The following is a 13,976-nucleotide window of genomic DNA, read 5'->3' on the forward strand; positions in this document are numbered from 1 at the left end:
GCGCCGTCACGCTGGGTCGATCAGTTCGAGGACGTCTTCTGGACGCAGCCGTTGCCCGAGCACATCGGCGACAGCTCGCCGCCGTCGTGGTTGTGCTCGTGTTCGTGCTGCTCCTGCTCCTGCTCCTGCGTCTCGGTCAGGACATCGGTGGTGGTCGAGTCCTCCGGCACGTCGCCGCCCTGGAACCCGGTCTCGGTGGTCGTAGACATCGCGATCTTCCTCCCCTGATGATCTGCCTAGGCCAATCAAGCGACCCGCGCGACTGCGCCGAGTCACGTTCGGCGGCCCCTCCTCCGCACGAACGGACCAATGGTGGCACAACGGAGTAATGATCGATGGGTAAATTGTGCACATCGGCGCGCAACCTTCGGCTGACGTGCGGAAACGGCCTAGTATTCACCCGTTCAGGTAATGCGGGGGTGACCGAAAGCAAAAATTCCTCGGCGCGCAGAATATTTGCGGCGACCGGCGGGCCGCGCGCGAAGATCGCCGGTCGAGGCCGGGAGTGGGGGCGCAGACGCGCGAGCCGGGGACGGCGCGTGCGGGGGAGCGGGTTTGGCGGGACGACTAGGTGATCACGCCGGGCAGCACGGCGGCGGTGCGCTTGCGGCGCAGCCACACCTTGCGGGAACCGTCGCCGAACAGCAGCGTCCGCGACAGCTCCCAGCCCGCGAACTCCGCGTGGATCGCCAACTGCGTCGTCGCCGTGCGACGGGAGACACCGGCCGGCAGGCGCAGCGGCCGGTACTCCCAGTCCCCGTCGACCACCCCTTCGTTCATGACCCGATCACCTGCATCCCTTGGCCGTCTCCGGACGCGACGAACACGCGCCCGCTGCCCGGGTCCACCGCCACCGAATCCGGCTGGCGGACCGTGGCGTACCGGTGCTTCTCCACCGGCTCGCCACCCGCGACGTCGAACGCCACGACCTCGTTGCGCTCGGTGAGCGTGACCCACACCAGGTCCCGCCGCTCGTCGTAGGCCATCCCGTACGGCGCGCCGGGCAGCGGGAAGCGCTGCCGCATGATCAGCGGGCGCACCGAGAACGCCATCAGCTCGCCGCCGCGGGTGTCCACGACGAGCACCCGGCCGAACCGGTCGGCCACCGCCGTCGTCGCGCCGTCACCCGCGCGCAGCCCCGCGCCCAGCTTCGGCTCAGGCCCGAGGTCGACGTCGAACACCGCGCTGCGCGGCCGGTCCAGCACCACCGCGTGGTCGCCGACCGGCACCAGCCGGTCCGGGCTGGACACCCCGGTCACCGCGCGCCCGGCCACGTCCAGCGACTTCGCGTCCCGCTTCGCGACCACGTCCTTGCCGCCGACCCGCGCCACGTCCACCGGCCCGCCGTCGACCGGCCGCGACGACGTCGTCCCGTCCGACCGCACGGTCACCACGACACCGCTGCCGGGCACCGGGACCTCCACCGCGTCACCGGCGACCACCAGCCGCTCCGCCGGGCCGGGCAGCGGCACGACCCGCGGCGCGGCCAGGTTGTCCAGCGGGTGCAGCGACACCGAAGGCGGATCGGACAACGCCACGGCCACGTGTCCGGGCAGGACCGCGATGGCGGTCGCGCGGCGCATCGGCAGGACGTTGCCCTCGGGCGTGGCCGTGACCTGCGGTGACACCGCGGGCTTCGCGGGTTCGAGGGTCGCGGCTATCTGCAACGGGTCGCCGGATTCCCCCTCGGTCGCGCAGCCGGACAGCAACGCGGTCCCGGTGAGCACTGCCGCGGCCAGTCGGCGCAACGTCGAACCTCCAGCTAGCCCGATCGCGAGAACTTCCTCCCAGCATCCATCACGAAACCACCATCGTCACGCAGGGGGAGGGTGTTGTCGTTGGTCCAGGGGAGTGGTAGTGGCCGCGCGCCCGTACCCCGGCGGGGATTTCCGCGACTATCCCAGGTGACGGGAGGCGCGGATGACGGTCGAGGAATTGCGGGCGAGGCACGTGGAACTGCTGCGCGACCGGCGTGTCGCCGACCACCTCGGCCCACCCGACCCCGACCGCCCGCACCCGGACCGCTACCACACGTGGAACCAGGTGGCAGCGGAACCGTTGAAGACCCGCCTGGCCAGGCTCGCCGACGTCCGCGTGCGCCCCGCCGCCTACCGCCCGCAGCACCTGCGCGACCTCCAGTCCACCCTCGACGCGTGCCAGCCGGAGGTCCTGCACCTGGCCGACGCGGCCGGCTGGGCGGTCCGCACTCCGGTCCTGGCCGGCGTGTTCCCGACCGGGACGCTCGACGGGCTCAGCGTGCCGGTGCCCGGCCGGGGTGTGCTGGTGCTGGTGAACACCGCCCTGCTGGACCTGGCGGCGGCTGTGTTGAAGATCATGACCGGCGTCCTGCCCGCGTACGGGACGCCGTCGCTGCTCACCCAAGAACAGGCGTCCTACGCGCTGGCCGAAGCCGTCAACGCCTACCTGTACGGCAACGGCGCCGTGTCCGCCCGACCGCTGCCGGAACTCGCGGGCCAACGCCTGGCCCTGGTGGGCCTGATGCTGCGCCGGGCCACCCAGTTCGTCATCGCCCACGAGGTCGCCCACGTCATCTCCGGCCACCTGGTCACCGCCCGCCGCGTCACCGACCCGGACACCCCGGTCGGCGCGCTGGACGCCTTGTCGGTCGGCTGGCCGCGGGAGCACGAGGCCGACCGGGTGGCCGCCACGATCATGCTGCGCACCCTCGACGACCTGGCCCCGCGCCAGGTGGACGCCATCGAGCCGTGCCTGGTGGGCGCGCTGCTGCTGGTGCTGTTCCTGCACGAGGTGACCGACCGGCTGGCCGCCGAGCAGTCCCGGCCGATCCCGTTCGCCTCCATCCACCCGCCGCCGGTGCGCCGCATCCAGGCCCTGGTCGAGCACCTGGCGGGTCGGGTCCGGACACCCCGCGCGCTGGACCTGGCCGCCGACGTGGCGACCTGGCTGGAGGACCAGCTCGCGGGGGTCCGGGAGTGGTTCCGGCTGGTGGACGAGGTGCTGATCTAGATCAGGTCAGCCGGCTGACCGCGCCGGTGTCGAGCTGGTAGCTCGCGGCCACGACCTTCAGACCGTGGTGGCGCACCGCGGTCCGGATGGTCACCGAGCGCTCCACCATCAGGGCCGCCACCCGCTTGGCCTGGTTGTCCACGCACCGGGCCAGGAAGGCCTTCTCGTCCCCGTCCGGCGGGGTGGACAGCACCGCGGGCTCGATCGCCCGCACGAGCGTGGAGATGTCACCGCTCACCTCGGCCCGCCCGCGGACCACGTCGATGGTCGCCGACACCGCGCCGCACGAGGCGTGCCCGAGCACGACCACGAGCGGCACTTCGAGGTGCTCCACCGCGTACTCGACGCTGCCCAGGACGCTGTTGTCCAGGACCTCGCCCGCCGCGCGGATGGTGAACAGGTCGCCGAACCCCTCGTCGAAGACCAGCTCCGGTGGCACGCGCGAGTCGGCGCAGCCGACCACGCACGCGAACGGGTGCTGACCCTTGACCAGGGACTCGCGCCACTTCAACGACTCGTGCGGGTGGGTCTGGTGACCGCTGACGAACCGCTGGTTGCCCTCGGCGAGCTTGCGCCACGCGCCTTCCGCGTCGAGCTTCTTGGATTCCGGCGCCTCCTGGGCGGAGGCGGAGGACGCGACGGTCAGGGCCGCCGCCGTGCCGGCCGTGAGGCCGAACAGCCTGCGCCGCGTCACCGCGGCTGTGTCACTTGAATCGCGCACGGCGGCGAACGTTAGACCTGGTTCAGACCAACACCGCCATTGAGGTAACACAGCTCACAAATTTGGTTACACAAAGTCACCAAAGCGGAAAATTCGGTCGTACGTCATCCCATCGGACGTTCCGGGTAGCCGAACTCCACCGCGCTCACGTCGTCCAGCGCCGACCGGATCGCGGGCGGCAGCGCGATGTCCTCCGCCGCCAGCGACCCCAGCAGCTGGCCGGTGTCCCGCGCGCCCACCACCGGGGCCACCACACCCGGCCGGTCGCGCACCCACGCCAGCGCCACGCACAACGGGCTCGTGCCCAGGCCGTCCGCCGCCGTCGCCACCGCCTGCACGATCCGCGCCGCCCGCTCCGTGCGGTGCTGCTCGACGTACCCGGCGAAGTGCGCCGACGCGCCCCGCGAGTCCGCCGGCGTCCCGTTGCGGTACTTGCCGGTCAGCACGCCCCGCCCCAGCGGCGCCCACGGCAGCAGCCCGATCCCGTGGTGCTGGGCGGCGGGCGCGACCTCGCGCTCCACACCGCGCTCCAGCAGCGAGTACTCCACCTGTGTGGACACGATCGGTGTGTGCCCCGGCAGCGCGGCGGCGGTCCCCAGCTGCCAGCCCGAGTAGTTGGACACGCCCGCGTACCGGACCCGGCCCGACGCCACCGCCTGGTCCAGCGCGGACAGCGTCTCCTCCAGCGGCACCGCCGGGTCCCACGCGTGCAGCTGCCACAGGTCGATGTGCTCGACCCCGAGCCTGCGCAGCGAGCCGTCCAGCGCCGACAGCAGCGCCGCCCGCGACGCGCCGCCGCCGAACGGGCCGTCGTTGCGCCGGGCCACCGCCTTGGTCGCGATGACCAGCTCGTCGCGCGGCACGACCTCGCCGATCAGGCCGCCCAGGATGCGTTCGCTCTCGCCCTCCACGTAGACGTCGGCGGTGTCGACGAGCGTCCCGCCCGCCTCGGTGAACGCCATGAGCTGGGTGGCGGCCTCGTCCGCGTCGGTGTCCCGGCCCCAGGTCATGGTGCCCAGGGCCATCCGGGAGACCCGCAGACCGCTGCGGCCGAGGTATCGCTGTTCCACGCGGCGCAGCCTAAACGGTGATCGACATTCCGGCCGTGCGCGCACCGCACGTGTCCGGCGAGAACAACCCGATAGCCTGCCCTGGCGCCCGAGGTTACCCGCCGGTAGGGTCCTGGGGCGTGCGACTGGGACTGAACCTCGGGTACTGGGGCGCGGGCAACGACGCCGCGAACCTCGAACTGGCCAGGGAAGCCGACCGGCTGGGCTGGTCGGTGGTGTGGGCGGCGGAGGCCTACGGCTCCGACGTGGCCACCGTGCTGGCCTGGGTGGCCGCGCAGACCGAACGCATCGACGTCGGCAGCGCCATCTTCCAGATCCCGGCGCGCACCCCGGCGATGACCGCGATGACCGCCGCCACCCTCGACACCCTGTCGGGTGGCCGGTTCCGGCTGGGCCTGGGCGTGTCCGGCCCGCAGGTCTCCGAGGGCTGGCACGGCGTGCGCTTCGACAAGCCGCTGGGCCGCACCCGCGAGTACGTCGACATCGTCAACGCCGCGCTGCGCCGGGAGAAGCTGCGCTACGACGGCGAGCACTACCAGCTGCCCCTGCCCGGCGGACCCGGCAAGGCGCTCACCCTCACCGTGCACCCGGTGCGCGAGCACATCCCGGTCTACCTGGCCTCGGTCGGCCCGAAGAACCTGGAGCTGACCGGCGAGATCGCCGACGGCTGGCTGGGCGTGTTCTTCTCGCCCGAGCACTCCGCCGCCTCCCTGGACTCGATCCGCGCGGGCCGGGCGAAGGTCGGCAAGACCATGGAGGGCTTCGACGTCGTCCCGACCGTGCCGCTCGTGGTCGGCGAGGACTGGCGCGCGTGCGCCGACACCGTCCGCCCCTACGCCGCGCTGTACGTGGGCGGCATGGGCAGCCGGGAGAAGAACTTCTACAACGCCCTGGCCGTGCGCATGGGCTTCGCCGCCGAGGCCGCGGAGGTCCAGGACAAGTACCTGGCGCGCGACTACCAGGGCGCCATGGCCGCACTTCCGGTGGACTTCCTCGACTCGACCTCGCTGCTGGGCACCCGCGAGCGCATCGCCGAGCGGATGAAGGTCTACGCCGAAGCGGGGGTCACCACACTCACCCTTTCGCCCATGCTGCAAGATCTCGAGCAGGGGATCGCGGCGCTACGCACCGCGACCGAAGCTCTGGATCTGGCAGGAGTGGGTAGTTGAGCTGGTTGCAGGCCCTGGTTCTCGGGATCGTCCAAGGCTTGACGGAATTCCTGCCCATTTCGTCGTCGGCGCACGTCAGGATCGTCTCGACGCTGTTCTTCGGCAACGACGCGGGCGCGTCGTTCACCGCGGTGATTCAGCTGGGCACCGAGGTCGCGGTGCTGATCTACTTCGCCAAGGACATCGGCAACTTCATCGCGGCCTGGGTCAAGGGGCTGTTCAGCAAGGCCGCCCGCAAGACCGAGGACTACCGGATGGCCTGGTACGTGATCATCGGGTCGATCCCGATCAGCGTGCTGGGCTACGTGTTCAAGGACGAGATCCGCAGCTCGCTGCGCAACCTGTGGATCACCGCGACCGTGCTGGTGGTGTTCGGCATCCTGCTCGGCGTGGCCGACCGGTTCGCCAAGCACATCCGCACCCGGCTGGAGCTGAAGGACGCCGTCGGCATGGGCCTGGCGCAGGCGATGGCGCTCATCCCCGGTGTCTCCCGGTCCGGCGGCACGCTCACCGCGGGCTTGTTCCTGGGCCTGGAGCGGGCCGCGGCGGCGCGGTACTCGTTCCTGCTGGCGCTGCCCGCGGTGTTCGGCGCGGGGCTGTTCAGCATCCCGGACGTGTTGGACCGGTCGGAGCCCAACGCGGCGTCCGTGCCGCAGATGATCGTGGCGACGCTGGTGTCCTTCGCGGTCGGCTACGCGACGATCGCGTGGCTGCTGCGGTACGTGTCCAAGCACAGCTACTCGGCGTTCGTCTGGTATCGGCTGCTGCTGGGCATCGTGCTGATGGGCCTGCTGTCGATGGGTCTCATCAACGCGACATAAGGTGTCTTCGTGGCAACCGTGATCCTGCTCCGACACGCCCGCTCCACCGCCAACGGCTCCGGTGTCCTCGCGGGTCGTGCTCCCGGAGTGGGCCTGGCCGACAGCGGCGTGGTGCAGGCGGAGAAGCTCGTGGAGCGGCTGGCCGGCGTGCCGGTCGACGCCGTCGTGACCTCGCCGATGGAGCGCTGCGCGCAGACCCTGGCGCCGCTGCTGGCCGCGCGCGGGCTGGAGCCGGTGGTCGAGCCGGAGCTGGCCGAGGTCGAGTACGGCGAGTGGACCGGCAAGGAGATCAAGGACCTGCTCAAGGAACCGCTGTGGCAGGTGGTGCAGCAGCACCCGTCCGCCGCGGTGTTCCCCGGCGGCGAGGGGTTGGCCGCCGTGCAGGCCCGCGCGGTGGCCGCGATCCGCGCCCACGACGCCCGGGTGACCGAGGAGTTCGGGCCGCGCGCGGTGTGGGTGGCGTGCAGCCACGGCGACGTGATCAAGGCGGTCCTGGCCGACGCGCTGGGCGTGCACCTGGACGGCTTCCAGCGCATCGTCGTCGACCCGGCGTCGGTGTCGGTGGTGTCCTACACGCCGACCCGGCCGTTCGTGCTGCGGGTCAACGACAACGGCGGCGACCTGTCCGGGGTCGTGCCGCCGCCGGAGAAGCGCGACGAGGAGCCGTCGTCGGACGCCGTGGTCGGCGGGACGACCTGACGCGGGTCTTCGGAGGGTGACGGTGGCCCCCGGACAGTGCAGGGTAGTCCGGGGGCCACGGCCTGGCGGCGGAAAGCCGGTGGTCGTGGCGGGGGCGACCGGGTGGACTGATCGTATTGCCGTTAATGCGCGGGTAAATGACCTCTTAGAACGTGAGACGGTTTCATGAGTCTCCGAGCAGTGCAGGTCAGCTGCCTGCATCCGACCCCGAAAACTGGCAAAACCGCAGCTCAAACTATGTGGAAACACCACGGAAACAAATCGTGGCAAGCGGTCTGGTGCCGCATTTCGCTGCCCCGTTCGGTCCAGTCCGCCCGGACGGGGCCTGTTTACAGTTAACAACCGGTCGTGCGCTCTGCGTCACACTCCCGGACGACGTCCTCACAGGCCCAGACGGGTGACCGCGTTGTCCTCGAGCGGGTTGGCGGTGCGGATGTAGCGGTGCACGGTGCGGGGATTGGTCCACCGGCCCTGCCGCATGATCTCCCGGTCGCTCGCCCCGCCCAGCGCCGCCTGCGTGGCGAACCCGGCGCGCAGCGAGTGCCCGCCGAACAGCGCCGGGTCCAGGCCCGCCTTGAGCGCGTACCGCTTCACTAGGTCCGACACGGCCTTGTCCGACATCGGTTTGGCGGCGATGCGGCCGTACCGGCTCACCGCCGGGAACAGCGGGCCTTGGTGGGCTTGGGGGCGGTAGCTGTGGCAGCGGTGGGTGGGTTCGCCGTCGGGCTCGTCTTCCAGGAGGCTCCTGGGGTCCGCGGCGGTGAGGACGTCGACCCAGTCGGCGAACGCGCACACCGGGCACGTCGGGCGGCGGGCGCCGCGGGGGAGCACGACGCGCTGGCGGTGCACGCCGGTCTGGTCGGTCTTGGTGACGCCGAGTTCGACCAGGAGGAGGGGTTCCTGGGTGCGGGCGTCGACGTCGACGGTGACGTCCTCGAGTCGGAGAGCGGCGAGCTCGCTGCGGCGGAGGGCGCCCGCGAAGCCGACCAGGAGCAGGAGGGCGTCGCGGCGGCGGGCGACACCGGTGGGCCAGCCCGGCGGGGGGCGTTCGGCGAGCAGGTCGGCCAGGGTGTCGAGGAGGACCGGGCGCTTGCGGCGGGGTTGATCGCGGCGGGTGCGGCGGATACCCCTCAAGGTCAGGCGGACGACGTCCGATCTGGTGGGGGAGGGGAGTCCGCCGGCGGCGTGCACGGCGGCGATCGCGGCGGCTTTGCGCTCCAGGGTGGAGGGGCTGAACGCGGGGGAGCCGTCCGGTTTCCGGCTCTCGGCGGCCACGGCGAGGTAGACGGCGACGTCGACCGGGTCCGCGGGGAGGGCTTGGCGGTTCTCCTGCAGGCACCAAGCCGCCCAGGAGACCCAGTCGGCGCGGTAGGCGCGGAGGGTGTTGGGGGACTGGGCGGCGCTGAGGTAGCCCGCGAGGGCGGCGGCCTGCTCGTCGTCGAAGCGCCGGCGGACCTGGTCCAGGGCGGCGACGTCGACCAGGACCGGGTGGGTGACGCGGTCGAGTTCGGCGCGGACCGGCTCCGGCAGGCTCATGGTCGGAACGCTACCAGGTCAATGATCTTTATTCCTTCAGTGTAGACAGAAATGGAATCTCTGATCGGGGGCTACCATCCCCGGCATGCGCGCGCTACAACACCCCGCTGTGGAGGACATCCGGCTCTCCGCGGTGCTCAGCGCGTTGGCCGATCCGGTGCGGTTGCGGATCGTGGCGGAGCTGGCGCGGTCGGGCGGGATCGTGTGCGGGCAGTTCGACGTGCCGGTGAGCATGTCGACGCTGTCGCACCACTTGAAGGTGCTGCGGGAGGCGGGCGTGCTGCGCGTGACGCCGCAGGGCAGCTACCGGACGCACGAGTTGCGTCGGGAGGAGATGGAGCAGCGGTTCCCGGGCGTGCTGGAGTCCATCACCCGGGCCGTCAGCGGCACAGCCGTTTGAAGTCGGTGGGGCGTCCGGGGTACGGCGGGGTGGTGCGGATCTGTGGCCTGGCGCGGCCTCCGGCCCCTGGTTCCATCTGGTGGGCGGCTGGTGGCCCAACCTGGCTCGTCGCTGGTGACGGGCCAGCCGAGGAGGTCGCTGTGGAAGCGGGCCAGGGCGCTGGGGTCTGGTGCGTCGAGGACGGTTGCGGTCAGTTCGATCACCCGTCCAGTGTCGTGGGGCCGGCGGTCATGTGCGGGTCAGGCGATGGGGTGGTGGTCGCCGGGGTGGGTGGCTGGGGCGTGGGCTCGGTCGGTGGCTTCGTGTTCGGTGAGGGTGGGGCCGATGTGGGTGAGGAGGAGGTGGTGGGCGCGTTGGGCGGCTTTGGCGGCGTCTTCGGGGGTGCAGTGGTAGGGGGATGGGGTGGTGGTGTCGGCCTCGCAGAGGAACAGGGTGGCGTCTTCGGCGAGGCGGTTGAGGGCGGGGCAGGGGGCGGTGTCGCCGGAGTAGGCGAAGGTGGCACCGGAATGGGTGGCGCGTAGGCCGTAGGCGGGGAGGCCGTGGTCTACGGCGAGGGTGTGCAGGGTGATGTCGCCGATCTCGGTGCGGTGGTCGTCGTGGAGGTCGTGGACGGTGAAGGCGGCGCTCGCCGGGTTGGGGCGGGCGCCGGCCAGGAAGGTTTCCAGGCGTTGGGCCAGGCCTCGTGGGGCGTAGAGGGGGATGGGGCGGTCCAAGTGGAGGTCTGCGTAGAGGAGGGCGTAGTAGAGGGGGAGCAGGTCGGCGGTGTGGTCGGCGTGGGTGTGGGAGATCCAGATGGCGTCCACGCGGTCGGGGCTGGTGTGTTGCTGGAGTGCCGCGAGGGTGCCGGGGCCCGCGTCGACCCAGACGGTGGTGGTGTCGGTGCGCAGGAGGTATCCGGAGCAGGGCTGGCCGGGCCGCGGGTACGGGCTGGCGGTGCCCAGGGTGGTGAGGGTGAAGGTCACGCCGCAGTGTGCCTCAGGACGTGCACGCCGGCCGCGGTTTTGAGGTAGGCCCAGGTGGTGGTGCCGTCGGTGGCGAGGCCGACGTGGGAGGCGGAGGTGCGGGCGAGGTTGTCCGGCAGGGGTTGTTCGGCCCAGTCCTCGCCGGTCCAGCGGTGGTAGGCGGGGCGGGTTTCGAAGGTGCGGCGGCTGGCGCGGACGCCCCAGGTCCAGCGGGCGGCGACGCCGTGGAGGCTGAGGCGGTCGGGGTCGGTGGGTGGCGGCACGGGGTGCCAGCGCTCGCCGTCGTAGTGGTGGATGTGCAGGCCGTCGGAGTCGCGGGCGTGGGCCAGCCACACGTCGCGGGGGCCGTCGGCGGCGAGGGCGGTGATGTGGCCGTGGTCGAGGCGGGGGCCGTGCAGGTCGCTCCAGGTGGTGCCGTCCCAGTGGACGACGACGGGGTACTCGTACACGGCGGGTCCGGCTCCGGTGAGGCCGCCGCCGCCGGCCCAGACGTCGTCGGACGCGGCGGCGGTGATGGTGTGGAGGGATTCGCGGGCCGAGGTGAGGACGGTGTGGCGGGTCCAGGTGCGGCCGTCCCAGTGCAGGGTGTCGGCGCCGGTGCCGACGATGTGGACGTCGTCGGGGGTGATGGCGGCGACGGCTTTGGCCCAGGGGATGCGGGGTGTGGTGACGGTGTGCCAGCGGATGCCGTCGTAGTGCAGGACGAGGGGGTGGCCGGCGGTGTTGCCGACGGCCCAGACGTCGTCGGGGGCGGCGGCGGAGATGCCGGCGAGGCTGGCGGCGGTGGGCAGCGCGGGGAGGTGTTCCTCGGTCCAGTCGGCGCCGGTCCAGCGCAGGACGAGCGGGGTGGACGGGCGGCTGGTGAACACGCCGGTGGTGCCGGCGAGCCAGGCGTGGTCGTCGCGGGTCATGGCCAGGTCGGCCAGTGCGGTGCTGGGTGGTAGGGCGGGCACCGGCACGGGACGGAACAAGTCGCGATCTCTCCCTCGATGGTCCCCCGACGCATCGACCTGACTACCTCACCGAGAGTGAGGCCCGTTCGGTATCCGCCGAACGGCGGTTTCCGTGGCGCGCGGTGATCGAGGGCGGTGGTTGTCCTGGTTGCCGGGCAGGGTGGCGGGCATGACTTCTTTGCACGTGTACCTGGGGTACCGGGACGCCGGGGCGGCGATCGACTGGCTGGGGAAGGCGTTCGGGTTCGAGACGACGATGCGGTTCCCGGACGAGGACGGCGGGGTGGCGCACTCGGAGTTGCGGCTGGGTGATGCGGCGTTGGTGGTGTTCAGCGACCGGGACGGGTACTCGCGGGCGCCGCGGCGTGGGGACACGTCGGGGCAGGGTGTGTACGTGGCGGTGGACGACGCCGGCGAGGTGGACGGGTTGTTCGCGCGGGCGGTGGCGGAGGGTGCGGTGCCGGTGTGGGAGCCGGGGGACACGGAGTGGGGCAACCACCGGTTCCGGGTGTTGGACCCGGAGGGGTTCGAGTGGACGTTCGGCACGCACCGGCCGGGGCTGCCCGCCCACGACGATCAGGCGCAGTGGTGATCAGGCGCAGTGGTGATCAGGCGCGGCTTTCGAGGTAGCGGCGTTCGGGGAGGCTCTGGGTGAGGGCGGCGGCCCGCGCGTAGTGCGCGCGGGCCTCGTCGTGGCGGCCGGCGAGGTCGAGGAGGTGGGCGCGGACGGCGTGGACCCGGTGGTGGTCGGTGAGCGCGGGGTCGGTTTCGGCCTGGTCGAGGGCGTCGAGGGCGGTGTGGGGGCCGTGCACCATGGCGGTGGCGACGATGCGGTTGAGGGTGACCATGGGACCGGGGGTGATGCTGTTGAGCAGGTCGTAGAGGGTGAGGATCTGGGGCCAGTCGGTGTCGGCGGCGGTGGGGGCTTCGGCGTGGACGGCGGCGATGGCAGCTTGGAGCTGGTAGGGGCCGATGGGGTGGGTGGCCAGGGCGTGCCGGACGAGTCCGGTGCCCTCGGCGATGGCGGCGGTGTCCCAGCGGGTGCGGTCCTGGTCGGCCAGTGGGATGAGGGCGCCGTCGGGGGTGGTGCGGGCGGGTCGTCTCGCGTCGGTGAGGAGCATGAGGGCCAGGAGGCCTTCGGTTTCTCCGTCGTGGGGGAGCAGGCGGGTCAGGCGGATGGCCTCGGTGGTGAGGTCGACGCGGTTGAGGCGGGTGCCGGAGCTGGCGGTGTGGCCCTCGGTGAAGATCAGGTAGAGGACGTGGCGGACGGCGTCGAGGTCGCCGGACGGGGTGAACCGGGTGCCTTTGATGCGTTGCTTTGCGCGGCTGATGCGTTGGGCGATGGTGGCTTCGGGGACCAGGAAGGCGCGGGCGATCTCGGCGGTGGTCAGGCCGCCCACGGCGCGCAGGGTCAGCGCGACCCGGGACGGCGGGGTCAGGGCGGGGTGGCAGCACAGCTGGAACAGGGTGAGGGTGTCGTCCTCGCCCGGTGGCGGGTCGGGGTCGGGCGGGGTGCGGGCGAACGCGGTGCGTTCGCGGCGGGTGCGGGCGGTGTCCTGGCGCCAGGTCTCGATGCGGCGGCGGGAGGCGACGGTGACCAGCCACGCCTTGGGGTTGTCGGGCACGCCTTTGACCGGCCACTGGGTGGCGGCGGCGAGCAGGGCTTCCTGCACGGCGTCCTCGCAGTCGGCGAAGTCGCCGTAATGGCGCACGAGGATGGCCAGGACCTGGGGCGCGAGGTCGCGCAGGAGTGGTCCGAGGGTCACCGCAGGAAGTCGTCGAGGGTCATCACCGGCCGCACCTCGACCAGGCCGAGTTCGGCTTCCGGGACGCGCCAGGCGATCTCGATCGCGCGGTCGAGGCTGTCGACGTCGACGACGTAGAACCCGGCGAGCAGTTCCTTGGCCTCGGCGAACGGGCCGTCGGTAATGGTCTTCTGGCCGTCGCGGACGACCAGGCGCTTGGTCTGGGCGTGGTCGGCGAGGGCTTCGGTGAGGACGAGTTCGCCGGACTCGGCGAGGTCTTCGTTGAGGCGCTCGTAGTCCTTCAGGCCGCGGGCGCGTTCCTCGGTGGACAGGTTGTCCCAGATGGCGCGGGACTCGGGGTTGCCGTAGATGAGGATGACGTATTTCACCGGTTTCCTCCGCAGGGTGTGTCGAGAGCGCGGTTCCAGCTTCTACGTCCGGGGTGAGCGGTGCCCGTCGGGGGTGCCCGGTGGTGATGGGAGTGGACGTGGACGAGGTCAGGGAGCTGGTGGCGCGGCGCGCGGAGGCGATGCGCGCGGGGGACGCTGTGGCGTTGGCGGCGGACTACCTGCCGGGGGCGGTGGCGTTCACGATGGCGCCGCCGCTGGCGCACCGGGGGTTGACCGATCCGGGGTCGTTGCGCGAGTGGTTCGCGACGTTCGACAGCGCGGTGGACTACGAGGTGCGGGACCTGGAGGTGGTGGCGGAGGGGGATGTGGCGTTCTGCCACAGCCTCAACCGGATGTCGGCGCTGCCGAAGGGCTACCCGGAGCGGTTCGACCTGTGGTTCCGGTCCACGGTGTGCCTGCGGCGGGTCGACGGGGTGTGGCGGATCGCGCACGAGCACACGTCGGTGCCGTTCCACATGGACGGGTCGTTCTCGGCGGCGGTCGGGCTCACGCCGTAGAGGTT

18 protein-coding genes are annotated in these 13,976 nt (G+C 71.8%); 7 read left to right on the top strand and 11 right to left on the bottom strand.

Annotated elements, in window-relative coordinates; all coding sequences use genetic code 11:
• Positions 1-20: 20 nt before the first annotated feature.
• From RIN75_RS06850 to RIN75_RS06860, 3 genes are all read right to left on the bottom strand, one after another.
• The gene (locus tag RIN75_RS06850; RefSeq protein ID WP_309110934.1) at positions 21-209 is read right to left on the bottom strand and encodes a hypothetical protein; all 189 of its coding nucleotides are present in this window, start codon (positions 207-209) and stop codon (positions 21-23) included.
• Positions 210-567: 358 nt separating this feature from the next.
• Complete coding sequence (locus RIN75_RS06855) at positions 568-780, bottom strand: DUF5703 family protein (protein ID WP_309110935.1); 213 nt, start codon at positions 778-780, stop codon at positions 568-570.
• Entirely contained in the window at positions 777-1,748 is a 972-nt protein-coding gene (locus RIN75_RS06860) for a hypothetical protein (protein ID WP_309110936.1), read from the bottom strand. Before RIN75_RS06860 ends, RIN75_RS06855 begins: the two co-directional genes overlap by 4 nt.
• 172 nt (positions 1,749-1,920) lie before the next feature.
• On the opposite strand from RIN75_RS06860, the gene RIN75_RS06865 reads away from it, so the two are divergent.
• A complete protein-coding gene (locus RIN75_RS06865; protein WP_309110937.1) occupies positions 1,921-2,988 on the top strand; it encodes a hypothetical protein in 1,068 nt (355 codons plus the stop codon).
• Position 2,989: 1 nt separating this feature from the next.
• On the opposite strand, the gene RIN75_RS06870 is transcribed toward RIN75_RS06865, so the two are convergent.
• Positions 2,990-3,709 (bottom strand): carbonic anhydrase, encoded by a 720-nt coding sequence (locus RIN75_RS06870; RefSeq protein ID WP_309110938.1) that lies wholly within the window; start codon positions 3,707-3,709, stop codon positions 2,990-2,992.
• A 104-nt stretch (positions 3,710-3,813) separates the two neighbouring features.
• Positions 3,814-4,779 (bottom strand): aldo/keto reductase, encoded by a 966-nt coding sequence (locus tag RIN75_RS06875; protein ID WP_309110939.1) that lies wholly within the window; start codon positions 4,777-4,779, stop codon positions 3,814-3,816.
• Positions 4,780-4,898: 119 nt separating this feature from the next.
• Between RIN75_RS06875 and RIN75_RS06880 the strand changes: the two genes are divergently transcribed.
• Genes RIN75_RS06880 through RIN75_RS06890 form a run of 3 tightly spaced genes read left to right on the top strand, consistent with a single transcriptional unit; the run spans position 4,899 to position 7,468 of the window.
• Positions 4,899-5,948 carry an LLM class F420-dependent oxidoreductase gene (locus tag RIN75_RS06880; protein WP_309110940.1) on the top strand — a complete coding sequence of 350 codons (1,050 nt, stop codon included), beginning with the start codon at positions 4,899-4,901 and terminating at the stop codon, positions 5,946-5,948.
• Positions 5,945-6,769, top strand: coding sequence for an undecaprenyl-diphosphate phosphatase (locus RIN75_RS06885; protein WP_309110941.1), 825 nt, complete (start codon positions 5,945-5,947; stop codon positions 6,767-6,769). Before RIN75_RS06880 ends, RIN75_RS06885 begins: the two co-directional genes overlap by 4 nt.
• Positions 6,770-6,778: 9 nt before the next feature.
• Positions 6,779-7,468 carry a histidine phosphatase family protein gene (locus RIN75_RS06890; RefSeq protein ID WP_309110942.1) on the top strand — a complete coding sequence of 230 codons (690 nt, stop codon included), beginning with the start codon at positions 6,779-6,781 and terminating at the stop codon, positions 7,466-7,468.
• Positions 7,469-7,849: 381 nt separating this feature from the next.
• On the opposite strand, the gene RIN75_RS06895 is transcribed toward RIN75_RS06890, so the two are convergent.
• Positions 7,850-9,004, bottom strand: a complete 1,155-nt coding sequence (locus RIN75_RS06895) for a site-specific integrase (protein ID WP_309110943.1) — start codon at positions 9,002-9,004, stop codon at positions 7,850-7,852.
• An 85-nt stretch (positions 9,005-9,089) separates the two neighbouring features.
• Here RIN75_RS06895 and RIN75_RS06900 point away from each other — a divergent pair, with 85 nt between their 5' ends.
• On the top strand, positions 9,090-9,404 hold the full coding sequence (locus tag RIN75_RS06900; protein WP_309110944.1) for a metalloregulator ArsR/SmtB family transcription factor: 315 nt from the start codon (positions 9,090-9,092) through the stop codon (positions 9,402-9,404).
• On the opposite strand, the gene RIN75_RS06905 is transcribed toward RIN75_RS06900, so the two are convergent.
• The 3 genes from RIN75_RS06905 to RIN75_RS06915 are packed head-to-tail and all read right to left on the bottom strand — an operon-like array spanning position 9,308 to position 11,337.
• Positions 9,308-9,607, bottom strand: coding sequence for a VOC family protein (locus RIN75_RS06905; RefSeq protein WP_309110945.1), 300 nt, complete (start codon positions 9,605-9,607; stop codon positions 9,308-9,310). The genes RIN75_RS06900 and RIN75_RS06905 overlap by 97 nt on opposite strands.
• A 36-nt stretch (positions 9,608-9,643) precedes the next feature.
• Positions 9,644-10,366, bottom strand: coding sequence for an MBL fold metallo-hydrolase (locus RIN75_RS06910; RefSeq protein ID WP_309110946.1), 723 nt, complete (start codon positions 10,364-10,366; stop codon positions 9,644-9,646).
• Complete coding sequence (locus RIN75_RS06915) at positions 10,363-11,337, bottom strand: hypothetical protein (RefSeq protein WP_309110947.1); 975 nt, start codon at positions 11,335-11,337, stop codon at positions 10,363-10,365. The genes RIN75_RS06910 and RIN75_RS06915 overlap by 4 nt, the downstream gene beginning before the upstream one ends.
• 151 nt (positions 11,338-11,488) lie before the next feature.
• Between RIN75_RS06915 and RIN75_RS06920 the strand changes: the two genes are divergently transcribed.
• On the top strand, positions 11,489-11,911 hold the full coding sequence (locus tag RIN75_RS06920; protein WP_309110948.1) for a VOC family protein: 423 nt from the start codon (positions 11,489-11,491) through the stop codon (positions 11,909-11,911).
• Between the two features lie 16 nt (positions 11,912-11,927).
• Here the strand turns inward: RIN75_RS06920 and RIN75_RS06925 are convergent, their stop codons facing one another.
• Positions 11,928-13,085 (bottom strand): sigma-70 family RNA polymerase sigma factor, encoded by a 1,158-nt coding sequence (locus RIN75_RS06925; protein ID WP_309110949.1) that lies wholly within the window; start codon positions 13,083-13,085, stop codon positions 11,928-11,930.
• Positions 13,082-13,453, bottom strand: coding sequence for a YciI family protein (locus tag RIN75_RS06930; protein ID WP_309110950.1), 372 nt, complete (start codon positions 13,451-13,453; stop codon positions 13,082-13,084). The genes RIN75_RS06925 and RIN75_RS06930 overlap by 4 nt, the downstream gene beginning before the upstream one ends.
• A 98-nt stretch (positions 13,454-13,551) precedes the next feature.
• Here RIN75_RS06930 and RIN75_RS06935 point away from each other — a divergent pair, with 98 nt between their 5' ends.
• Positions 13,552-13,971 (top strand): nuclear transport factor 2 family protein, encoded by a 420-nt coding sequence (locus tag RIN75_RS06935; protein ID WP_309110951.1) that lies wholly within the window; start codon positions 13,552-13,554, stop codon positions 13,969-13,971.
• Positions 13,972-13,976 lie beyond the last annotated feature (5 nt).

This window comes from Saccharothrix sp. (assembly GCF_031180885.1).
In the GTDB taxonomy this organism is placed as follows: domain Bacteria; phylum Actinomycetota; class Actinomycetes; order Mycobacteriales; family Pseudonocardiaceae; genus Actinosynnema.

Excerpts from the sequence above, each read along its gene's own strand:
- RIN75_RS06850 (WP_309110934.1), bottom strand. The coding sequence starts at position 209 with ATGTCTACGACCACCGAGACCGGGTTCCAGGGCGGCGACGTGCCGGAG.
- RIN75_RS06855 (WP_309110935.1), bottom strand. The coding sequence starts at position 780 with ATGAACGAAGGGGTGGTCGACGGGGACTGGGAGTACCGGCCGCTGCGC.
- RIN75_RS06865 (WP_309110937.1), top strand. The coding sequence starts at position 1,921 with ATGACGGTCGAGGAATTGCGGGCGAGGCACGTGGAACTGCTGCGCGAC.
- RIN75_RS06895 (WP_309110943.1), bottom strand. The coding sequence starts at position 9,004 with ATGAGCCTGCCGGAGCCGGTCCGCGCCGAACTCGACCGCGTCACCCAC.
- RIN75_RS06900 (WP_309110944.1), top strand. The coding sequence starts at position 9,090 with ATGCGCGCGCTACAACACCCCGCTGTGGAGGACATCCGGCTCTCCGCG.
- RIN75_RS06920 (WP_309110948.1), top strand. The coding sequence starts at position 11,489 with ATGACTTCTTTGCACGTGTACCTGGGGTACCGGGACGCCGGGGCGGCG.